Origin of the sequence: Pseudarthrobacter sp. MEB009, from assembly GCF_030208875.1 — a bacterium.
Lineage (GTDB): Bacteria > Actinomycetota > Actinomycetes > Actinomycetales > Micrococcaceae > Arthrobacter.
Genome location: NZ_JARVTC010000005.1, coordinates 134,434 through 153,910 on the forward strand (window position 1 = coordinate 134,434; position 19,477 = coordinate 153,910).

The 19,477-nt window shown below is 66.4% G+C and carries 22 protein-coding genes; 12 read left to right on the forward strand and 10 right to left on the reverse strand.

Annotated features, from left to right (window positions below):
• Window positions 1-18: 18 nt before the first annotated feature.
• Window positions 19-411 (reverse strand): PLD nuclease N-terminal domain-containing protein, encoded by a 393-nt coding sequence (locus QRN07_RS04335; protein ID WP_285240413.1) that lies wholly within the window; start codon window positions 409-411, stop codon window positions 19-21.
• A gap of 62 nt (window positions 412-473) precedes the next feature.
• Between QRN07_RS04335 and QRN07_RS04340 the strand changes: the two genes are divergently transcribed.
• The gene (locus tag QRN07_RS04340; RefSeq protein ID WP_285240414.1) at window positions 474-788 is read left to right on the forward strand and encodes a DUF4229 domain-containing protein; all 315 of its coding nucleotides are present in this window, start codon (window positions 474-476) and stop codon (window positions 786-788) included.
• A 6-nt stretch (window positions 789-794) separates the two neighbouring features.
• Here QRN07_RS04340 and QRN07_RS04345 read toward each other — a convergent pair whose 3' ends face one another.
• The 4 genes from QRN07_RS04345 to QRN07_RS04360 form a co-directional block, all read right to left on the reverse strand.
• Window positions 795-1,676 carry a 1,4-dihydroxy-2-naphthoate polyprenyltransferase gene (locus QRN07_RS04345; RefSeq protein WP_050684442.1) on the reverse strand — a complete coding sequence of 294 codons (882 nt, stop codon included), beginning with the start codon at window positions 1,674-1,676 and terminating at the stop codon, window positions 795-797.
• Between the two features lie 72 nt (window positions 1,677-1,748).
• Complete coding sequence (locus QRN07_RS04350) at window positions 1,749-2,933, reverse strand: AMP-binding protein (RefSeq protein WP_200933610.1); 1,185 nt, start codon at window positions 2,931-2,933, stop codon at window positions 1,749-1,751.
• Between the two features lie 14 nt (window positions 2,934-2,947).
• The gene (locus QRN07_RS04355; protein WP_285240415.1) at window positions 2,948-3,901 is read right to left on the reverse strand and encodes a 1,4-dihydroxy-2-naphthoyl-CoA synthase; all 954 of its coding nucleotides are present in this window, start codon (window positions 3,899-3,901) and stop codon (window positions 2,948-2,950) included.
• Between the two features lie 22 nt (window positions 3,902-3,923).
• On the reverse strand, window positions 3,924-4,364 hold the full coding sequence (locus tag QRN07_RS04360; protein WP_050684444.1) for a VOC family protein: 441 nt from the start codon (window positions 4,362-4,364) through the stop codon (window positions 3,924-3,926).
• A gap of 271 nt (window positions 4,365-4,635) precedes the next feature.
• On the opposite strand from QRN07_RS04360, the gene QRN07_RS04365 reads away from it, so the two are divergent.
• From QRN07_RS04365 to QRN07_RS04380, 4 genes are read left to right on the forward strand one after another with little or no spacing between them, the layout of a single operon-like run.
• Complete coding sequence (locus QRN07_RS04365; RefSeq protein ID WP_050684445.1) at window positions 4,636-5,907, forward strand: ABC transporter substrate-binding protein; 1,272 nt, start codon at window positions 4,636-4,638, stop codon at window positions 5,905-5,907.
• A 5-nt stretch (window positions 5,908-5,912) separates the two neighbouring features.
• Window positions 5,913-6,851: a carbohydrate ABC transporter permease gene (locus QRN07_RS04370; RefSeq protein WP_197273518.1), complete on the forward strand. Its 939-nt coding sequence runs from the start codon at window positions 5,913-5,915 to the stop codon at window positions 6,849-6,851.
• 3 nt (window positions 6,852-6,854) lie between these two features.
• The gene (locus tag QRN07_RS04375; RefSeq protein WP_285240416.1) at window positions 6,855-7,778 is read left to right on the forward strand and encodes a carbohydrate ABC transporter permease; all 924 of its coding nucleotides are present in this window, start codon (window positions 6,855-6,857) and stop codon (window positions 7,776-7,778) included.
• A 40-nt stretch (window positions 7,779-7,818) separates the two neighbouring features.
• Window positions 7,819-9,540, forward strand: coding sequence for a hypothetical protein (locus QRN07_RS04380; protein ID WP_285240417.1), 1,722 nt, complete (start codon window positions 7,819-7,821; stop codon window positions 9,538-9,540).
• Here the strand turns inward: QRN07_RS04380 and QRN07_RS04385 are convergent.
• Window positions 9,537-10,298 (reverse strand): CPBP family intramembrane glutamic endopeptidase, encoded by a 762-nt coding sequence (locus QRN07_RS04385; protein WP_050684447.1) that lies wholly within the window; start codon window positions 10,296-10,298, stop codon window positions 9,537-9,539. The genes QRN07_RS04380 and QRN07_RS04385 overlap by 4 nt on opposite strands.
• Window positions 10,299-10,616: 318 nt before the next feature.
• Between QRN07_RS04385 and QRN07_RS04390 the strand changes: the two genes are divergently transcribed.
• Window positions 10,617-12,074, forward strand: a complete 1,458-nt coding sequence (locus QRN07_RS04390) for an amino acid permease (RefSeq protein WP_050684448.1) — start codon at window positions 10,617-10,619, stop codon at window positions 12,072-12,074.
• Window positions 12,075-12,167: 93 nt separating this feature from the next.
• Here QRN07_RS04390 and QRN07_RS04395 read toward each other — a convergent pair whose 3' ends face one another.
• Both QRN07_RS04395 and QRN07_RS04400 read right to left on the reverse strand, forming a co-directional pair.
• Window positions 12,168-12,899, reverse strand: a complete 732-nt coding sequence (locus QRN07_RS04395; RefSeq protein ID WP_285240418.1) for a dienelactone hydrolase family protein — start codon at window positions 12,897-12,899, stop codon at window positions 12,168-12,170.
• 200 nt (window positions 12,900-13,099) lie between these two features.
• A complete protein-coding gene (locus tag QRN07_RS04400) occupies window positions 13,100-13,276 on the reverse strand; it encodes a CsbD family protein (RefSeq protein WP_050684450.1) in 177 nt (58 codons plus the stop codon).
• A 132-nt stretch (window positions 13,277-13,408) separates the two neighbouring features.
• On the opposite strand from QRN07_RS04400, the gene QRN07_RS04405 reads away from it, so the two are divergent.
• The 5 genes from QRN07_RS04405 to QRN07_RS04425 all read left to right on the forward strand — a co-directional run bounded on the left by QRN07_RS04405 (window position 13,409) and on the right by QRN07_RS04425 (window position 17,572).
• The gene (locus QRN07_RS04405; RefSeq protein WP_285240419.1) at window positions 13,409-13,867 is read left to right on the forward strand and encodes an SRPBCC family protein; all 459 of its coding nucleotides are present in this window, start codon (window positions 13,409-13,411) and stop codon (window positions 13,865-13,867) included.
• Window positions 13,868-13,944: 77 nt separating this feature from the next.
• Entirely contained in the window at window positions 13,945-14,544 is a 600-nt protein-coding gene (locus QRN07_RS04410) for a pentapeptide repeat-containing protein (RefSeq protein WP_285240487.1), read from the forward strand.
• A 129-nt stretch (window positions 14,545-14,673) separates the two neighbouring features.
• The gene (locus tag QRN07_RS04415; RefSeq protein WP_285240420.1) at window positions 14,674-15,900 is read left to right on the forward strand and encodes a thiolase family protein; all 1,227 of its coding nucleotides are present in this window, start codon (window positions 14,674-14,676) and stop codon (window positions 15,898-15,900) included.
• Window positions 15,900-16,700 carry an enoyl-CoA hydratase/isomerase family protein gene (locus QRN07_RS04420; RefSeq protein WP_197273520.1) on the forward strand — a complete coding sequence of 267 codons (801 nt, stop codon included), beginning with the start codon at window positions 15,900-15,902 and terminating at the stop codon, window positions 16,698-16,700. The genes QRN07_RS04415 and QRN07_RS04420 overlap by 1 nt, the downstream gene beginning before the upstream one ends.
• On the forward strand, window positions 16,697-17,572 hold the full coding sequence (locus QRN07_RS04425; protein WP_050684453.1) for a 3-hydroxyacyl-CoA dehydrogenase family protein: 876 nt from the start codon (window positions 16,697-16,699) through the stop codon (window positions 17,570-17,572). Before QRN07_RS04420 ends, QRN07_RS04425 begins: the two co-directional genes overlap by 4 nt.
• 10 nt (window positions 17,573-17,582) lie before the next feature.
• Here QRN07_RS04425 and QRN07_RS04430 read toward each other — a convergent pair whose 3' ends face one another.
• The gene (locus QRN07_RS04430) at window positions 17,583-17,816 is read right to left on the reverse strand and encodes a DUF6480 family protein (RefSeq protein WP_050684454.1); all 234 of its coding nucleotides are present in this window, start codon (window positions 17,814-17,816) and stop codon (window positions 17,583-17,585) included.
• Window positions 17,817-17,888: 72 nt separating this feature from the next.
• Here QRN07_RS04430 and QRN07_RS04435 point away from each other — a divergent pair, with 72 nt between their 5' ends.
• Entirely contained in the window at window positions 17,889-18,497 is a 609-nt protein-coding gene (locus QRN07_RS04435; RefSeq protein ID WP_050684455.1) for a GNAT family N-acetyltransferase, read from the forward strand.
• 7 nt (window positions 18,498-18,504) lie between these two features.
• Here QRN07_RS04435 and QRN07_RS04440 read toward each other — a convergent pair whose 3' ends face one another.
• Window positions 18,505-19,422: an SGNH/GDSL hydrolase family protein gene (locus QRN07_RS04440; RefSeq protein WP_285240421.1), complete on the reverse strand. Its 918-nt coding sequence runs from the start codon at window positions 19,420-19,422 to the stop codon at window positions 18,505-18,507.
• Window positions 19,423-19,477 lie beyond the last annotated feature (55 nt).

The window sequence follows — 19,477 nt, forward strand, 5'->3', positions numbered from 1 at the left end:
AGCCGGGGGAGTGGGCTGCTACTTAAGCCCGTCCGCGTCGTGTTCGTCGGATTCGTGTTTGTCCGTGCCGGTGCCCTCTTGCCGGTCCCGGGCCTCAAGGTCGGCCTGCAGCTTCTTCAGCCGCTCCGCCTCAGTCTGGTTGCGCCGGCGGGACTCGAGGTTCCGCAGGAATTCGGGATCGTCGTCCGGGGCGGTGGGGTGGCGGCGGGCCTGCTGCTGCGGCGGGGTGCCGCGCGGGCGGCCGATCAGCAGCCACAGGATCGCGCCGACCACGGGTAGGACGATCATGACCACGATCCAGGCCGGTTTGGAGATGCCCCGGGTCTGACGGCCGTCGGTACGGATCACATCCACGAGGCCATACACGAAGATGACGAGGACTGCGACGGCCAGAGCCACACGGAAGAGCATGCCATCAAGTCTATCGTTACCTGCAGGGCAAGGGTCCGGGCGGGAGGCCGCTAAACTTGAATGTGGCCTTTTTGAAATATTCCCTCATCCGTCTTGCGCTGTTCGCCCCGCTTTTCGTGTTGTTCACGATCCTGCAGTTGGGCGCCCTGATGTCAGTCATCTGTGCTGCGCTGATCGCGTTCGCCGTCAGCTACCTCTTTTTCCAGAAGCAGCGTGACGCCGCCGCAGCCAACCTGCACCACCGGTTCTCCGGCAAGGCCAAGCCCATGCGGTCCGCCGGGGAGGTCCAGGACGCCAACGCCGAGGACGCCCTGCTGGACGCCAACCCGGACATCGCCATCAGCAACAACACCAAGGACCCCGGGGCCCGCAGCTAGCGTTTGCTAGAAGCCGTGGCTGAGCACCAGGCCTGCGGCGAACAGCACGCTGTAGCCCAGGTTGATCAGGCCGGTCTGCTTCAGGACCGGGATCAGGCTCTTGCGCTTGCGGCCGTTGATCATCAGCCAGGCGGGCATCAGGCACGCGGGGATCAGCAGCAGGACAATCAGCATCCATGGGCGGGCCGGGGCCAGGATGACCACCAGCAGGATGGCCACGGCCAGCATCAGGACGTAGCTTTCCCGGGCGTGCTTGTCGCCCAGCCGGACGGCCAGGGTCTTTTTGCCGGCCTGCAGGTCCGTGGGGATGTCCCGGACGTTGTTGGCCATCAGCAGGGCGGTGGCGATCAGGCCGGTTCCCACGGCGCCGATGATGGCGGGCAGGTCGATCTGGCCCGCCTGCGTGTAGGTGGTGCCGAGGGTGGCCACCAGGCCGAAGAACACAAACACAAACACGTCGCCCAGGCCCATGTAGCCGTACGGGTTCTTCCCGCCGGTGTAGCCCCAGGCCGCCATGACGCAGCCCAGCCCCACCAGGATCAGCCACCAGCTCTGGGTGATGACCACCAGGACCAGGCCAAACGCCATGGCCACGCCAAAGCACGCGAACGCGGCGAGTTTCACGTGGTTCGGCTTGGCGGCCCCGGACCCCACCAGGCGCAGCGGACCCACCCGGTCATCATCCGTGCCGCGGATGCCGTCCGAGTAGTCATTGGCGAAGTTCACGCCCACCTGCAGCAGCAGCGCCACGAGCGCCGCCAGGATGGCGTTGAACAGAAGGAATGAATCCATCCCGTAAGCGGCGGCGGAGCCGATCAGCACCGGCGCGATCGCGGCAGGCAGCGTCCGGAGTCGGGCGCCTTGGATCCATTGAGCGGCTGTGGCCACGGTCAGTACCTCATGTTGGTTCGGGAAAACGGCAGGCCGGCTACGCGGCCGCCGCAATGGTGCAGGTCCACTCTACTTTCCCGCGTGCCGGGCGCTGAGCTCCGCTGTCATGGCCAGCCGGTCAGGTTTGCCGTTGGGGAGCATCAGCAGGTCCGGCGCCACCAGCACGGTTTTGGGGGCGAGGTGCCCCAGGGCATCGTGCCATTCGGCGGCCAGCCCGGCGGCGGGGTCCCCGCTGCCGCCCTCCGCCCCGGCGAACGCGACGTAGGCCGCCACGGCCTGGCCCCATTCCGTGGACGGAACGCCGGCCACAAAAGCCGCGGAGACGCCGTCGTTCTTCTCCAGCTCAGCCTGCACCAGCGCGGCGGAAACCTTAACGCCGCCGGTGATGATCACATCGTCAGCCCGGCCCAGGACGGTGAGCCGGCCGTCGCCGTCAATGCTGCCCAGGTCGCTGGTCCGGTACCAGCGCACGCCGTCCTCCTCGAAGAAGGTGCGGGTTTCCTCATCCGGGGCCTCAAGGTAGCCGGCGGTGATGGTGTCGCCGCCCAGCAGGATCCGGCCGTCCTCGGCCACGCGCATGGAGACGCCCTCCATCGGGTAGCCGTTGTAGACGCAGCCGCCCGAGGTTTCGGCCGAACCGTACGTGGTGACTACGCGGACCCCGGCCTCCGTGGCGGCTGCCAGCAGCGACGCCGGCGCGGGCGCACCGCCCAGCAGGATGGCGTTGAAGCGGCGGAGCACGGCGAGGGTCTCGGGGGAGGGGTGGTCCAGCAGCCGGCGCAGCTGCGTGGGGACCAGGGACGTGAAGCGGATCTTGTCCGTCAGTTCCAGGGCCGCCTGGGTGAAGGCCTCCGGCGTGAACCCGCCGGACATGTCCATCACCCAGGGCCGGGTGCCGGCGAACAGAGACCTGACCAGCACCTGGATGCCGGCCACGTACTGGACGGGCAGCGCCAACAGCCACTGGCCCTCGCCCTTGAGCGCCAGCGCCGTGGCCATGGAGGACGCCGCCAGGGATTCCACCGTCAGGATGGTCGCCTTGGGCGTGCCGGTGGATCCGGAGGTGCGGACCACCGCCACGGCGTCGTCGCAGCCGGGGGTTTCGACGTGTCCCACCACCAGGGCGCCGTCCGCGCCGAGGGAAAGTTCGACGGCGGGACCCTCACCGTGGAGGGCGGCCGCCAGGGCCTTGAGTGCGGGATCGATGTCCAGGGGCCCGCCGGGGGCTGCCGTGCTGTTCTCTGCACTGTTCATTTGCATTGCCTGCCTTAGAAGTAGTGCGGGAAGTTGGACCAGTCGGGGTCGCGTTTTTGCAGGAAGGCTTCCTTGCCCTCCACCGCCTCATCCGTCATGTAGGCCAGCCGGGTGGCTTCGCCGGCGAACACCTGCTGCCCGGCCAGGCCGTCGTCGGCCAGGTTGAACGCGAATTTGAGCATCCTGATGGCCTGCGGGGACTGCCGGGCGATGTCCGCCGCGTACTCCAGGGCCACTTCCTCGAGCCGTTCATGGTCCACTGCTTCGTTGACGGCACCCATCCGGACCATGTCCTCCGCGGAATATTCGCGGGCCAGGAAGAAGATTTCCCGGGCCGCCTTCTGGCCGATCTGGCGGGCCAGCAGCGCCGAGCCGTAGCCGGCGTCGAAACTGCCCACAGTGGCGTCCGTCTGCTTGAACTTTCCGTGCTGGCGGGACGCGATGGTGAGGTCAGACACCACGTGCAGGGAGTGGCCGCCGCCGGCCGCCCAGCCGTTGACCACGGCGATCACCACTTTGGGCATGGTGCGGATCAGGCGCTGGACCTCCAGGATGTGGAGCCGGCCCGCGCGGGCGGGGTCGATGCTTTCCTGGGTCTCGCCGTCCGCGTAGCGGTAGCCGTCCCGGCCGCGGATCCGCTGGTCCCCACCGGAGCAGAACGAGTGCCCGCCGTCCTTGGGCGAGGGGCCGTTGCCGGTGAGCAGGACGGTGGCCACGTCCGGACTCATCCGGGCGTGGTCCATGGCGCGGTAAAGCTCGTCCACGGTGCCGGGCCGGAAGGCGTTCCGGACCTCGGGCCGGTTGAACGCGATCCGGACTGCGGGCAGGTCCCGGACCCATCCGCCGTCAGCATCCCGCTCCACCTGGCGGTGGTAGGTCATGTCCTGGAAGTCGTCGAATCCGGACACAACCCGCCAGCGGGTGGGGTCGAAGACGTCGGACACCGGTGCGGGGATTTGATTGCTCACCGTGCAAGTCTAGTAATTGGCCTCAGCTGATGCAGAACTCGTTGCCTTCAGGGTCCGCCATGGTGTGCCAGGAGTGCGGGCCCTGGCTGGCGGTCCACAGGAACGTGGCGCCCCTGGTTTCGAGCTCACTGCGCACCTCGTCCTTGTCCCGGCCTGCCAAGTTCAGGTCCCAGTGCACCCGGTTTTTGCCGGTTTTTTCCTCCAGTCCGATCTGGAAGAGCAGCCGACGGGTGGGGGCCTTGGACGCTATCTCCTCCGGCGGGCGGATGGCGGCGCCGTCCTTCCACACCAGGTTTCCGCGGTGCGTGATGGTCTGGTCCCCGGTGGCGAACCCCTGCTCGATCATGGACCGGATGAAGGCTGCGTCCTGCGGTTCCACCGCCCACTGCAGGGTTTCGGCCCACCAGTCGGCCAGCTGGTGGGGGTTCCGGCAATCAATGACAATCTGGATATTCAGTCCCATCCAACCAAGGTACGGTGGCAGGTGCTCCGGTGGAAGGTTGCGCTTGCGTGCCAGGTGCGGATCGGGGTGGCATGCGGCTGCGGGGAAGCGCTGCCAGGCCTTGCGGGAAAACGCCTATAACGTTGGAAAGTACTCTTGACAATATGTCATGACATGGGTCACAGTTTACCAGGAAAGGCTTTTCCCCCGGCGGTGTTGCCGGTGGCGGACAAGCCTCCAGCCAAGGGCTACGAGCTGGCCCAGGAGCATTAGCGAGAGACAGGACAAGGCATTGTCAGAGAAGACAAGAATCTCCAGCATCACCCGCCGGCAGTTCGGCATGACGGCACTAGGACTCTCAGCCCTGGCAGCGGGCCTCTCGGCCTGCGGCAGTGGCGGCGGCTCCACCGACGGCGGCGCCAAGACCCTTCAGCTGGTCCTCTCCGGCGACACCAACCAGGGCGGCGCGTTCGCAGCCGCCGCGGCCAAGTACAAGGAAGCCACCGGCATCACCATCGAAGTGGTGGACGTCCCCACCGCGGACATCACCACCAAGCTCAAAAACGCGGCCACGGCCAACGACCTGCCGGCCCTGGCGCGGGTCACCAGCGTCGACCCGCTCTGGGTCAACCAGCTCCAGGACCTCACGGACATCGCCAAGTCCCACGGCATCAGCGAAAACTTCCTGCAGGAATCCCCGGACGGCATCATCCCCGCCATCCCGTCCGACCTCACGGCCGTGGGCCTGTTCGTCAACAAGAGCCTGTTCGAAAAGGCCGGCGTGGCGTTCCCCACCGAGATCGACAAAGCCTGGACCTGGGATGAGTTCATCGCGGCAGTCACCGAAGTGCGCGAGAAAGCCGGCGCCAAGTACGGCGTGGTGATGGACCGCTCCGGCCACCGCCTGCGCGCCATGATGTACGAGTTCGGCAGCACCGCCTTCGCCAAGGAGGGCGACAAGTACGCTGCGGACGACAAAGCCGTGGAAACCCTTGAGTACTTTGCCAAGATCAACGACGACAAAACCATGCCCAAGTCGGTCTGGCTCAGCGGCGAGGACGGCAACGCGATGTTCAAGTCCGGCCAGGTGGCCGCGTACTACTCCGGCAGCTGGCAGGTTGCGGACTTCAACAAAAACATCAAGGACTTCGAGTGGATGTCGGTGCCGCTGCCCAAGCAGCCGGTCAACGCCACCAACCTCGGCGGCGGCTTTATGGTCGCCTTCAAGGACACCGGTGCCGATGAGGAAGCCAAGAAGTTCATCGACTGGTTCTACGACGACGCCAACTACACCGAGTTCGCACAGCTGGGCGGCTACATCCCGGCCAAGGACCTCAAAGTGGAGTACCAGTTCCAGCAGCCGTCCTTCGACCTGTACCAGAAGCAGATCGCGGAGAACGATGCCAAGGGCGACAACGCCATCAAGCGTGTGGTCATGGAAGCCTACGCCGAGGCCCCGTTCTCGGGTGACCCGCTGCGTGAAGAGACTGTCAAGATGCTCTCCGGCAGCCAGGACGCCAAAACCACGGTGGAGAACATCGTGAAGCTCTACAACGGCGCCTGAGTTCCATGGCACAGCCAACCATCACCCCGGCCCCGGAGCAGGCTCCTGCCCCGGCAGTCCGGAGCAAGTCCCAGCAGAACCGCCGGAACCGCTACGTCCTGGCACCGCTGATCCTCCTGGGCGTCAACGTGGTCCTGTTCCTGGTGTTCTTCGTCTGGCCCGGAGCCCTGGGTTTGCTGTATTCCTTCACGGACTACCGGGGCGTTGGCAAGCTGAACTTCATCGGCCTGGCCAACTTCCAGAAGCTCTTCGCGGACAGTACCTTCTACGCTGCGCTGGGCCGGACGTTCGTTTACACCGTGCTCTCGGTGCCGCTGGTGTTTGTGTGTTCCCTCGGGGTGGCCTCGCTGCTGGTCAGCAAGGCCGTCCGGGGGCGCACCGCCGCCAAGATCATCATCTTCCTGCCCTGGCTGATCTCTCCCATCGTGGTGGGCGTCATCTGGAAGTGGCTGTTCGGCCAGGACTTCGGGTTTGTGAACTTCCTGATCACCAGCGCCGGCGGCAGCGCGGTGCCGTGGTCCAGCAATGGGAACCTGGCCCTGATGGTGGTGATCTTCGCCTCGGCCTGGGGCGGTACCGCCTTCAACATGCTGCTGTTCATCGCGGCCCTGAAAAACATCCCGGAGGCCCTGCTGGAGGCCGCCGAACTGGATGGGGCCAACGCGTGGCAGCGCTTCCGGAACGTCACGTTCCCGGGCATCGCGCCGACGTCGTTCATGGTCATCCTGCTCTCCACGATCGGCTCCATGAAGGAGTTCGCCATGATCCAGGCGCTGACCAACGGCGGCCCGGGCACGGAAAACACCCTGATCGTGCAGTACATCTACAAAACCGGCTTCGAGCAGTCGAAGGTGGGCTACGCCAGCGCCGCGTCGATGGTGCTGATGGTGGTCCTGCTGGCGATCGCGCTCATCCAGCTGCGGTTCAACCGGAAGAAGGCCTGACCCATGGCAACAGCTGCCAACCTCCCGCCCGCCGTGGCGGAAGAACCAGCCCTCGGCGCCCAACGGGCCGCTGCCCGGCCCCGTAACCGCAAACGGAAAAACAGCGAAGCCGTAGGCCGGACCTCCCTGCCGCTGACCGTGCTGATGTGGGTCATCGCCGCCCTCTACGCAATTCCGCTGCTCTGGTTCCTGCTGAGCTCCTTCAAGCCCGGCAGTGAACTGTTCAGCTACCCGCTGTCGCTGATCCCGCGGGAATGGACGTTCCAGGGCTTTGTGGACGCGTGGGAGCGGGTGGACTTCGCCCAGTACTTCCTGAACACGGCCACGGTGGCGATCGTCACCACCGTCCTGACCGTCTTCTTCAGCGCCTGCACCGGTTACGCGCTGGCCAAGTACAACAACAAGGGCACCCGGCTGTTTTTTGTGTGCATCCTGGCCACCACCATGCTGCCCACCGAGGTGATCCTGAACCCCACCTTCACGGTGATCCGGGACCTGGGCCTGTACAACTCGCTGGCCGGCATCATCGTCCCCTCCGTCATCACCGCCACCGGCGTGTTTATGTTCCGGCAGTTCTTCCTGACGGTTCCCGATGACCTGCTGCACTCGGCACGGATCGACGGCGCCAGCGAGCTGGCCATCTTCTTCCGGATCATGCTCCCGCTGTCCAGGCCCATCCTGTTCACCCTGGCCATCTTTTCCTTCCAGTGGCGCTGGAACGACTACATCTGGCCGCTGATCGTGCTCAACGATCCCAAGTGGTACACGCTCCAGGTGGCGCTGCGCAGCATTGTGGGCGCCGAGAACATCGACTGGCCGGTCCTGCTGGGCGCGTCCGTGATCTCCCTCCTGCCGCTGGTGCTGGTGTTTTTTGTGTTCCAGAAGTACGTGCTCAACGCCGACGTCAGCGCCGGCCTCAAGGACTGACCCCGTTCCGCCCCGGCGGGACCTCTGAAAGGTAAGCATTTTGCAGACAGTTGTTGCCGACGCCGGTTTCCTTACCCGGGTGGCAAAGGCGGCGGACGGTTTTGTGGCGGCAATGCTGGACACGGACGACGGCGGCGCGCAGGTTTTGGCGCACCGGCCCGCCATGTCCCGGCTGCTGGCGTTGCTGGCCGTCTACACGGAGCCCGGTTCCGCCTATCACGGCCAGGATTGGCTGGGTGCGGACATGGACGCCTGCCTGGCCCGGCTGGAACAGCTGCAGGGCCCCACGGGCCTGTTTGACGGCACCAACCTGTGCTCGCCGCCGGACTCCGCGTTCACCCTGAACGACGTGTGCCTGGCCCTGGGCCTGATCCGGGGCGGCGCGGCGGCAGCCGCCGATCCGTTGCTGGTGGGGGTGGCGGAGCGGCTGGGGGGCATCATCGCCCGGGCCACGGACGCCATGGTGGCCGGCGGCGTGCACACCCCCAACCACCGGTGGGAGCTCTGCGCCGCGCTGGCACAGATGAACCAGCTGCAACCGCGGCCGGACATCGACCCCCGGATTGCGGAGTGGCTGGCCGAAGGGATCGACCAGCTGCCGGACGGCATGTACTCGGAGCGCAGCCCGCTGTACGCAACGGCGGTCACCAACCCTTCCCTGCTGGCCATCGCGGACAGCTCGGACCGGCCGGAACTGCTGGACCACGTCCGGGCCAACCTCACCGCGTTCCTGCCCTGGTTCAACCCGGACGGCACGGTGGAATCGGTGCACTCCCGCCGGCAGGACCAGTGGCAGGCCTTCGAAGCGGCCCCGTTCCTGCCCTTCTACCGCCGGCTCGCTGCCCAGGACGGGAACCCGGAGTTCGCGGCGGCCGCGGCCTGGCTGGAGGGCTTCCCGCTGCACGAACCGGCCAAGCTGCTGGCGCTGACCCGGCTGGATCCTTTGGTGGGCCAGGCGCTGGAGGCTGTGCCGGCGTCGGCCGCCGTTATGCCGCCGCCGCTGGTCCCGGCGGAGGCTGCGCTGGAAAGCTGCGGTGTATTCCGGTTCCGGGAGGCCGGCGCCGTGACCACGGTGTTCGGCGGCTGCGACCACCAGGAACCCGGGGTGGTATCCGGGCTGGCCACCAACCCCACGTTCCTGCGCTTCGCGGTGGGCGCGGCGGTCCTCTCCGGCGTGCGCCTTTCCCGCAGCTTCTTCGACCTGGGCCCGTTCCGCAGCCAGCACACCCGCCGCACGGGCAGCTCCGTCGCCCTGTCAGAGGAGCTGGCCGCGAACTTCTACCTGCCCCTGCCTGCCGCGAAACGCCGGGCGGACGGCATCTACGCGCTTGAACATGAGGGCCGGTTCAGCGCCGCCATGGACTTCAGCAGCCGCCCCACGGTTGTGCACCGGCTGTCCACCAGCGTGGATGTCAGCGTGGCCGGCGCCGCGACGGTTGTTGACGTGGCCTTTGACGGCACGGACACCGCCTACGCCCTGGAACTGACCTTCGCACCCGGCGGCGAGCTGGAGGGCGTGGTGCCGCTGGATGAACCGGACACCTACCAGCTGGTGGCGGAGACGGGCCGGTACCGGGTGGGGACGGACGTCATCGAGTTCGGCCCTGGCCTTGCCGCCGATCCCGATTCCCCGGCGGCATACAACCCCGGCGAAAGCTACCGGTACCTCGCGGGCACCAACGCCGCAGCAGGGGTGAAGGTGTTTATCACCGGGCGCACCATCGGCACCCGCCGCTTCACGTTCCGGGCAGCGGGCGCCTAGGCCTGCAGCTGCTGCATCTGCTCAAAGAGTTCGGGCGGGATGGCGTACAGGAACACCACTGCCAGCAGGTTCTTCGCCGCGTGGACGAAGTAGGAAAACATCAGGTTCTTCCCGGTCCACACATAGACGAACACCAGGGTTGCGCCCATGGCCAGGTAGGGGAGCAGGGCGGTGAGGGTGATGGCTTCCCGGCCGGCGATGTGCAGCGCGGCGAACAGCACCACGGACAGGGCGCAGCAGAGCCAGATGTTCAGCCGCCGGCTCAGCTTGCCGATCAGCAGGTGCCGGAAGATGAACTCCTCCACAAACGGGCCGGCCACCACCAGCAGCGGCACCATCAGCCACGCGGGCACCTGCTGCATCAGCCGCTGCAGCCCGGCCTGGTTGACGGACGTCTGGACCTCACCGCCCAGCGCCACCAGCACAGCCGTCAGGATCATCATCACGATCACGCCCGCAGGCACCATCAGCACCGTGAACCAGGGCCGCGTGGCCAGCACGCGGAGGTCCCGGCCCACCACCTTCCGCGCCGCCAGGAACGCCAGGATGCCCACCGAGGCGTAGAACAGCAGGTTCAAAGCGTAGGAGGCCGCTGCGGGTGACGGCGACAGCTGCGCCACCAGCGGGGCCAGGAACTCCCCGGCCAGGGCGAAGATCCCCGCGAAGCCGATGTAGAGAATCACGGCGGCATAATCCAAGCGGGAGAAGCGGTACAGCTGCGGCTGCAGGGCAGGGGAAATCCGGTGGGCGGTGGCCATGGTTTCAGCCTAGTCTCCCCTCCCGTTGCCCTATCACTTATGGCTCCCACCTGGTCCTTTTGGCGACCATAAGTGATAGGGCAACGGGGGGAGGTCGGGGTACGGGGGCGGGGGCGGATCCGGTACTGCAGACACCGGAAGTGTTGTGCGCGTCACGTGGCACCCTTCGCGTCTTGTACGATGGACGAGCCGCGCGAAGCTTCGGCTGTGCGAAGGATCATGGATGTAATCGGTTGCCCCAGGGGCTAAACACCGAATTATGTGATCTGGATCATTCGCCCCCGGATGCGGCCAACCCCCAACCTACAAGGAATCGTTGTGCCTCAAAGTACCCCCTCAGATCTTAAGAACACCCCGGCCGCGGCCACGTCTGACCCGTCCCTCAGCGCCGAGGGATACAGCAAAACGCTGGGCCGCCGCCACGTCACCATGATCGCCATGGGCGGCGCGATCGGCGTCGGCCTCTTTATGGGAGCCGGCGGCCGCCTCGCCTCCACCGGCCCCGCCCTGATCTTCTCCTACGCCATTGCCGGCGTCATCGCCTACCTGCTGATGCGGGCCCTCGGCGAACTCATCATGTACCGGCAGACCTCAGGCTCGTTCGTCAGCTACGCCGGCGAAATGTTCGGCCGCAAGGGCGCCTATGTGTCCGGCTGGATGTACTTCATCAACTGGGGCATGACGGGCATCGCGGAACTGATCGCAATCGGCCTGTACTTCCAGTTCTTCTTCCCCAACGTCCCTGTGGAGGTCAGCGCCATTGCCGCGCTCCTGCTCCTGGTGGCCGTGAACCTGCTCAGCGTCAAGGCGTTCGGCGAGTTCGAATTCTGGGCCTCCTGCCTCAAGGTGGGCGCCATCCTGATCTTCCTGGCAGTGGGCACCTTCATGGTGGTCACCAACGCCAAGGTGGGTGACGGCAACGCCTCGGTGAACAACCTCTTCGCTGCTGAAGGCGGCATGTTCCCGAAGGGCGCCCTGGTGATGGTGCTTGTCCTGAACGCCGTGATCTTCGCCTACAACGGCATCGAACTGGTCGGCATCACCGCAGGCGAGATGCAGAACCCAAAGCGCGAAGTGCCCAAGGCCATCCGCGCCGTTGTGCTCCGCATCGTGGTGTTCTACGTCGGTTCTGTAACCCTGCTGGCCATGCTGCTTCCCTCCGACCAGTACGTGGCCGGGACCTCACCGTTCGTCACCGTGTTCGGCCAGATGGGCCTGGGCTGGGTGGGCGATGTGATGAACATGATCGTCATCACCGCGGCCCTGTCCTCCTGCAACTCCGGCCTGTACTCGATCGGCCGGGTCTTCCGCACCATGGCCAACAACGGCCACGCCCCGCAGTGGCTCACCAAAATGTCCTCCCGCCACGTCCCGTACGCCGCCATCCTGGCCATCGCGGCGTTCTACCTGGTGGGCATCCTGCTGAACATCTGGCTGGGCGGCTCCTACGCCTTCGACCTCGCCCTGAACACCGCCTCGATCGGCGTGATATTCACCTGGGGCGCCATCTTCGCCAGCCAGATCGCGCTGCGCCACCGCAAGGGCGTCACCTCCAGCCTGCCCATGCCCGGTTCGCCGTGGACCAGCTGGGCCGGGCTGGTGGCACTGCTGGTGATTGTGGTCCTGATCGGCTTCGACACCATGACCAACAAGGGCGGTGAGGTCTTCTACCTGGGCCTCTGGACCCTGGCGACCATCCCGTTCTTCGCCCTGGTGCTGTGGCTCGGCTGGCAGAAGGTCAGGAACAACGCACCGAAGAACGAGCTCTACAGCTAGGAATTCTTCGGCAGCCGCCAGGCTGGTTGGAAACGTACGACGGCGGGACGCCCCTAGGGTGCCCCGCCGTCCGGCGTTTAACGGGAGAGTCCGTCAGGGCGCCGTCGTTTTGAGGTGGCGGGCGAAGTGGTCCTCAATCCGCTGCCAGGCTTCCGGTGCAGACTCCGGATCCGGCCCGATCCCCAGCACCCGCATCAGCGGCCGCAGGACGGCGGGCCCGGCCTCGGATTCGTTGAGGAACGCATGGCCGGCGTGGGGAAACTCCTTGACGTCGTTTTCGATCCCCAGATCATCAAGGACGGTTTCCAGCCGGGCGGCGGCACCCTTGAGGGTTTTGTCCCGGGCGCCGAAATTGGCCACGATGGGGCAGGCGTCACGGAGGGCCTCCTCTGGATGCCCGGGGAGCTTCCCGTAGTTGACCGCCGCGGCGTCAAACCCGTCGTGGGCCGCCAGGAGGGCAAAGCCGCCGCCCATGCAGAAGCCGATCACGCCCGTCCTGCCGGTGCTGTCCGAGGCGCCGGCCAGCCAGGCGCGCGCCACGGAAATGTCCGTAAACGCCGTACCGTGGCCGCTGACCAGGCTTTGCATCGTTGCCACCAGGCAGCGCCTGCGGCCGTCGCTGAAAAGGTCGACGGCGAGGGTCAGGTAACCCGCCCGGGCCAGCCGGTCCGCGTGGCCCATTGAGTTCGCGTCCAGGCCGAATGCCTCGTGGATCATCACCACGGCGGGGAACGGGCCCGGCCCCGGGGGCGTGGCCAGATAGCCGCGCAGGTTGGTGGAACCGCCGGCAACTGCGCTTTCGGCGCTAAGGTCGATGAAGGTCATGGGGCAAGGCTAGCGGCGGCTGCCGGCAACAGGCCGCAGGGCTGGCTGTGCGGAATGGACTCGCCGACTGGAATCCCTGGCTGCTGCGTCCGCACAGCAGAACGGCGGCGGATCCCTTGGGATCCGCCGCCGTCCATGCGCTGCGTTCCAGCAATGCAGCTGGCTACCCGAAGGCGGTGCCCGGCTGCCTCAGCCTGAACCTAGTTGCGCTTGAATTCGTCCTTGACGCTTTCGCCGACCTTCTTTGCGTCGGCCTTGACCTGGTCAGCCTGGCCTTCGGCTTTGAGCTTGTCATTGTCGGTTGCGTTTCCTGCAGCTTCCTTGGCTTTTCCGCCCATGTCTTCCGCTGCGTTGCTGATCTTGTCTCCGAGGCCCATGCTGGTTGCCACCTTTCGTTGCGTTGATCAAATACTGCATTTTCACCATAACACGAAGCTTGCTTACTAAATCAAGCTGGACCGGACTTTCCCTGCCTGTAAGTTGTCGGCGGCCACGGCTAGGCTCGAAGCATGGACCAAAGCACAAACGTCACCCGGCACATCCAGGCAACACCTGACCAGGTCTGGGCCGTGATCACGGACATTCCCGGCTCGGCCACCACACTGTCCGGCGTCGAAGCTGTCCAGCCGCTCACGGACGGTCCTTACGGCGAGGGAACACGCTGGAAGGAGACCCGGAAAATGATGGGCCGGTCCGAGACCGTTGAGATGTGGGTGGCCCAAGTGGAGCCGACCCGCAGCACCACCGTCAAAGCGGAGCAGGGCGGTGCCGACTACAGCACCCGGTTCAGCCTGGCACCACGCGAGGGCGGCACTGACCTCACTGTCACCTTCGGCACCCACGTGGACAACCCTTCGGCGGCCATGCGCGTGATGTTGGCCGTGTTCGGCAAGGTCGGGCTGGCCATCACCCGCAAGGCCCTCGCCAAGGATCTCGCGGACATTGCGGCCAAAGCGGAGTCGTTTTAGTGGCGGCCACCCGGGCACGTGCCCCCAAGGTCGCCGCGCCGCAGCTCTCCCGGGCACTCCTGGCGGGCGTGGACCTGATGGACCTGGAGTCGGCGGGATTCCACAGCGGCGAACGGTATGACGGTGTCCGGTTCCACCGGGCAGCAGCGGACGGTCTGAACCTGGGCGGTGCTGATTTTTCCGAATGCGAGTTCCAGGGCATCTCCTTCAACGACACCCAGCTCCGCGGCGCCACCTTCCGTGACTGCATCATCGGCGAGCTGTACGCCCCCGTGTTCCGGGCCGCCCGGAGCGCCTGGCGGGACGTCGAGGTCCGGAACCCCCGGCTGGGGTCCGCGGAACTCTACGAAAGCGGCTGGCAGTCGGTCCATATCGATGGCGGCAAGCTGGACTTCCTCAACCTGCGCGGCGCCAAACTCACCGACGTCCTGATCAGCGACTGCATCATCAACGAACTGGACCTTGGGTCGGCCACCGGAACGCGGGTGGCACTGAAAAACTGCACCATCGGCACCCTTGACGTCAGCGGCGCAAAGCTCAAGGACGTTGACCTCCGCGGGACCGAATTCCGGTCCATCAGCGGGCTCGGCAGCCTGGCAGGTGTGGTGGTGGACGAGTACCAGTTAAGCCTCCTGGCGCCGTTGCTGGCGGCGCACCTGGGGTTGACGGTCCTGTAACGCCCCGGCTGGGGCGCTTCGCAACGACGGGTGCCCCGTGTACTATTTACAGAACGAACGGTCGGTAAGTGGTTTTCCGCGTTGCCGGGCGCCGATGACAGTGCTGTTGATCGCGTGAAGGGTGTTTCCATGGCTGCAACCGCAGGTCCGCAGGCTTTCCTTGTTGGCGGGGTACGAACCCCGGTGGGCCGGTACGGCGGCGCGCTGTCAGCCGTCCGCCCCGACGACCTGGCGGCCCTGGTGGTCCGCGAGGCGGTGGCCCGGGCCGGGCTCGATCCGGACAGCATCGACGAGGTCATCCTGGGCAACGCCAACGGCGCCGGTGAGGAAAACCGGAACGTGGCCCGGATGGCCACCGTCCTGGCCGGGCTGCCCCTCCATATTCCCGGTATCACCGTCAACAGGCTCTGCGCCTCGGGGCTGAGCGCCATCATCCAGGCCAGCCACATGATTAAGGCCGGCGCCGCGGACATCGTGATCGCCGGCGGGGTGGAATCCATGAGCCGGGCGCCGTGGGTCCAGGAGAAGCCGGCCGCCGCGTTCGCCAAACCCGGCCAGATTTTCGATACCTCCATCGGGTGGCGGTTTGTGAACCCGGAGTTCCAAAAGGGACCGCTGTCCAGGGATGGCAAAATGACGTTTTCCATGCCGGAGACCGGCGAGGAAGTGGCCCGCGTGGACGGCATCACCCGCGAAGACGCGGACGCCTTTGCCGTCCGCTCGCACGCGCTGGCGCTGGACGCCATTGCCGCCGGCCGCTTCAAGGACGAAATCGTGCCCGTGACGGTGGCTACCAGGAAATCGGCGACCGTGGTGGATACCGATGAAGGCCCCCGGGCCGGTACCACCATGGACGTCCTGGCCGGGCTGCGGCCTGTGGTCCGCGGCGGGAGCGTGGTCACCGCTGGAAACTCCTCCACCCTGAACGACGGCGCATCCGCCATCATTGTGGCCTCGGAAGAAGCCATCAAAAAGCTGGGCCTGGTCCCGCGTGCCCGCATCGTTGACGGCGCGTCGGCCGGCTGCGAACCGGAAATCATGGGCATCGGCCCGGTGCCCGCCACCCGCAAGGTCCTGGCGCGGAGCGGGCGCACCATCGGTGAGGTTGCCGCCGTCGAACTTAACGAAGCCTTTGCCACCCAATCCCTGGCCAGCATCCGCCGCCTGGGCCTTGACCCGGACATTGTGAACCGCGACGGCGGCGCCATCGCCCTGGGCCACCCGCTTGGTTCCAGCGGCTCCAGGATCGCCATCACCCTGCTGGGCCGGATGGAGCGCGAAGATGCGGCGCTGGGCCTGGCCACCATGTGCATCGGTGTGGGCCAGGGCACCGCCCTGCTGTTGGAGAAAGTCTGATGCCGGGCGCCGTGGACCTGGCCGCCGAAACCTTCTCCGCCCTGCTGGTGGAGGAACGCGCCGACCGGGTGGTGGTGCTGCTCAACCGGCCGGAGGTCCGTAACGCCATAGACCAGCAGATGGTCGACGAGCTGCACGTGGTGTGTACGGCACTGGAACAGACCCCGCGGATCCTCGTCATCGCCGGTACTGACGGTGTTTTTGCATCCGGCGCCGACATCAGGCAGTTGCGGGAACGGCGGCGGGACGATGCGCTGCAGGGCATCAACTCCACAATCTTCATCAGGATTGCCAAGCTGCCCATGCCGGTCATCGCCGCGCTGGACGGCTACTGCCTGGGCGGCGGCGCGGAGCTGGCCTACGCCGCCGACTTCCGGATCGGCACGCCGTCAGTGCAGATCGGCAACCCGGAAACCGGGCTGGGAATCCTCGCCGCTGCGGGGGCCGGCTGGCGCCTCAAGGAGCTGGTGGGGGAGCCGGTGGCCAAGCAGATCCTGCTGGCCGGACGGGTCCTCGGCGCCGAGGAGGCCCTGGCCGTCAATCTCATTTCCGGGATCCATGACACGGCGGACCTGATGGCCGCCGCCCACAGCCTGGCGGACCGGATCGGACGGCAGGACCCGCTGGCCGTGCGGATCACCAAGCAGGTGTTCCACGCCCCGGCTGAAGCCCACCCCCTCATCGACCAGCTGGCCCAGGGCATCCTCTTCGAATCGCAGGCGAAGTTCGACAGGATGCAGGCCTTCCTGGACACCAAAGCTGCCCGGGGTACCCAGCCCGGCGGAAAGAAGGACTCATGACCAACCCCCAGCTTTCCCCCGGCCTGCCGGGGTCCATCGGTGTCCTGGGCGGCGGCCGCATGGGCGCCGGCATCGCCCACGCGTTCCTGGTCAAGGGTGCGGACGTGGTGGTGGTGGAGCGCGACGCCGAGGCTGCCGCCGCCGCCCGCGACAGGGTCCTGTCCGCCGCGGCCAAGAGTGTTGAACGCGGCGCAGTGACGGCCTCCGTGGATGACCTCGCGGCGCGCCTGGAGGTGGTCACCGGCTACGGCGCGTTCGCGGGCCGGGAGCTGGTGGTGGAGGCAGTTCCGGAGGACTGGGAACTGAAGGTCGCGGCGCTCCGGGGGATCGAGGAGCAGTTGACCGCCGGTGCGTGCATCGCCTCGAACACGTCCTCGCTGTCCGTGACCGGGCTGGCCAACGAACTGAAGCGGCCCGAGGACTTTTTGGGCCTGCACTTCTTCAACCCCGTCCCGGCCTCCACCCTCATCGAGGTGGTCCTGGGCGAAAGGACCTCCGCCGGGCTTGCCGCCGCAGCGCGGAACTGGGTGGCAGCGCTGGGGAAGACTGCTGTTGTGGTCAACGACGCGCCGGGGTTCGCGTCCTCCCGCCTGGGGGTGGCCATTGCCCTGGAGGCAATGCGGATGGTGGAAGAGGGGGTCGCCTCTGCCGAAGACATCGATGCGGCAATGGTCCTGGGCTACAAGCACCCCACCGGACCGCTGCGGACCACGGACATTGTGGGCCTTGACGTGCGGTTGGGCATTGCCGAATACCTGCACTCCACCCTGGGGGAGCGCTTCGCCCCGCCGCAGATCCTGCGGGACAAGGTGGCCCGCGGCGAACTGGGCCGCAAGACCGGCCGCGGGTTCTTCGACTGGCCCGCCCAGTAACGCGTTCCGGCTAGTCGAAGAAGCCCACGATGTAGCCGATGAAGTAGAGCAGGAACAGCACCACGCCGGCACCGATGGCACCCACCCAGAAAATCTGCTGGCCCTTGCCGGAGCCTTTCTGGCGCGGTTCCGACGTTCCGGCCACCGAGCCTTCGCCCGGCGGTGTTTCGCCCGGTGGAACGCCGCCGCCGGGTTCCAGGCCTGTGATCTTGTCGTCCTCGGGGTCCGGATTGGTACCTGACACGTCAACTCCCTCGCTCGCGGTCCTGCTGTCCCCACACTAACGGGCAGCGGAGTGTGGGCCTAGGCTGATGCAGTGACTTTTATGAACCCCGTAACCTTGACCGGCCGCCGCGTGATCCTGGAACCGCTGGCGCCGGAACACCATGACGGCCTGGTGGACGCAGCCGCGGACGGCGAACTGTGGCGTCTCTGGTACACCTCGGTGCCCACCCCGGAGGGCATGGCAGCCGAAATCCGGCGCCGGCTGGACCTCCAGGAGCAGGGCAGCATGCTGCCGTTCACCACGAGGCTGGCGGACCCGGCCACCGGCGGTCCGGGCCAGGTCATCGGGATGACCACCTACATGAACATCGACGCCGCAACACCGCGGGTGGAGATTGGCTCCACCTGGAACGCGGCGTCCTCGCAGGGCACCGGCACCAACCCGGAGTCCAAGCTGCTCCTGCTGGAACACGCGTTCGAGGCGCTCGGCTGCCCGGCCGTGGAGTTCCGCACGCACTGGCTGAACCACCAGTCACGCGAAGCGATTGCACGGTTGGGCGCCAAGCAGGACGGCGTGCTCCGGAACCACTCGCGGACCTCGGACGGGATACTCCGCGACACCGTGGTGTTCTCCATCCTGGAGCACGAGTGGCCCATGGTCCGCGCCGGGCTTGAGTACCGGCTGGCCCGGCGCGGGTAGGGCGCGGCTACCTCCGTGCGAGCTGTGCCGGCTTGACTGCCCCCATGATCGCTGAGGCGTAGGCACGATGCCCGGCCTGGTTCGGGTGGAAGTTGTAGTCCGCAGTGGGCAGGGCAAGATTCAGTTGCAGCCATGGGTCCGCGGAGTTGACCTGGTGTCCTGCGAACCGTGCCGTCATATCGACGTACTGTGCGTTGGCGTGGAAGGCAGTGTTGGCGGTGTTCACGGCTGCTTCGATCGTTGTATTCAGCCGGATGGTCGCCCCATTCATCAGCTGCTGGTTTTCTGCTGGAATAGGAGCAAAGGGGCTGGCCGGATCAAAAAGGAACGGATAGCCCAGGACTGCAATCCTCGCGTTTGGTGCTGCCGCATGGATGGCAGCGTAAGTCTGGGCAAGGCCGGCCTGGAGCAAACCGAGGTTAGTGGGCGACGTGAGGTAGTCCAAGGTGCCGGCGCAGACAGCCGCGGGCTGGGTGGCGCAGACTCCAAGGGCGTAGGAGAAGCCCACATCGTTGGCTCCGGCGGTGATGCTGACCAGTTCAGTATCCGCGGAGATCGCCCCCATGAAGGCCAGGGACGCGAGTTGCTCCTGCACTGTGGGAGTTACAATGACGCGGTCATAGAAGGGGCTGGCCTGTGACAGGACCGCTCCATGGCAGGCACCGTTGGCCACGAGGTTTACCCGGCCCGTTTTTCCCACCACGTCCACGTAGCCCGGATTGCTCTGCCAGCAAGCCACCCCCGCGGGGCGTAAGGCTAAGCCGGCGCCTGTGCCTGCCGTGTATGAGTCGCCCAGCGCAACATAGTCCGCCTGCGGAGGCGGCGCTGCCTGCGCAGGGATTGCCGTGAAACCGAGTGCCATTGCCATGGTGGCAAGGACGGCCGCAAAGGCCCCCCGCCGCCGTCGTAAAGCCAAATTTGCCATGATGTTCTCCTTTGAACAACAGCTTTCCTACGTGGCGGGCGGTGGGCTCGCAAGT

Bases quoted from the DNA above. Each gene is read 5' to 3' on its own strand.
- QRN07_RS04335 (WP_285240413.1), bottom strand. From the start codon at position 411: ATGCTCTTCCGTGTGGCTCTGGCCGTCGCAGTCCTCGTCATCTTCGTG.
- QRN07_RS04350 (WP_200933610.1), bottom strand. From the start codon at position 2,933: ATGAACAGTGCAGAGAACAGCACGGCAGCCCCCGGCGGGCCCCTGGAC.
- QRN07_RS04360 (WP_050684444.1), bottom strand. From the start codon at position 4,364: ATGGGACTGAATATCCAGATTGTCATTGATTGCCGGAACCCCCACCAG.
- QRN07_RS04370 (WP_197273518.1), top strand. From the start codon at position 5,913: ATGGCACAGCCAACCATCACCCCGGCCCCGGAGCAGGCTCCTGCCCCG.
- QRN07_RS04375 (WP_285240416.1), top strand. From the start codon at position 6,855: ATGGCAACAGCTGCCAACCTCCCGCCCGCCGTGGCGGAAGAACCAGCC.
- QRN07_RS04385 (WP_050684447.1), bottom strand. From the start codon at position 10,298: ATGGCCACCGCCCACCGGATTTCCCCTGCCCTGCAGCCGCAGCTGTAC.
- QRN07_RS04395 (WP_285240418.1), bottom strand. From the start codon at position 12,899: ATGACCTTCATCGACCTTAGCGCCGAAAGCGCAGTTGCCGGCGGTTCC.
- QRN07_RS04400 (WP_050684450.1), bottom strand. From the start codon at position 13,276: ATGGGCCTCGGAGACAAGATCAGCAACGCAGCGGAAGACATGGGCGGA.
- QRN07_RS04405 (WP_285240419.1), top strand. From the start codon at position 13,409: ATGGACCAAAGCACAAACGTCACCCGGCACATCCAGGCAACACCTGAC.
- QRN07_RS04410 (WP_285240487.1), top strand. From the start codon at position 13,945: ATGGACCTGGAGTCGGCGGGATTCCACAGCGGCGAACGGTATGACGGT.
- QRN07_RS04415 (WP_285240420.1), top strand. From the start codon at position 14,674: ATGGCTGCAACCGCAGGTCCGCAGGCTTTCCTTGTTGGCGGGGTACGA.
- QRN07_RS04420 (WP_197273520.1), top strand. From the start codon at position 15,900: ATGCCGGGCGCCGTGGACCTGGCCGCCGAAACCTTCTCCGCCCTGCTG.
- QRN07_RS04425 (WP_050684453.1), top strand. From the start codon at position 16,697: ATGACCAACCCCCAGCTTTCCCCCGGCCTGCCGGGGTCCATCGGTGTC.
- QRN07_RS04440 (WP_285240421.1), bottom strand. From the start codon at position 19,422: ATGGCAAATTTGGCTTTACGACGGCGGCGGGGGGCCTTTGCGGCCGTC.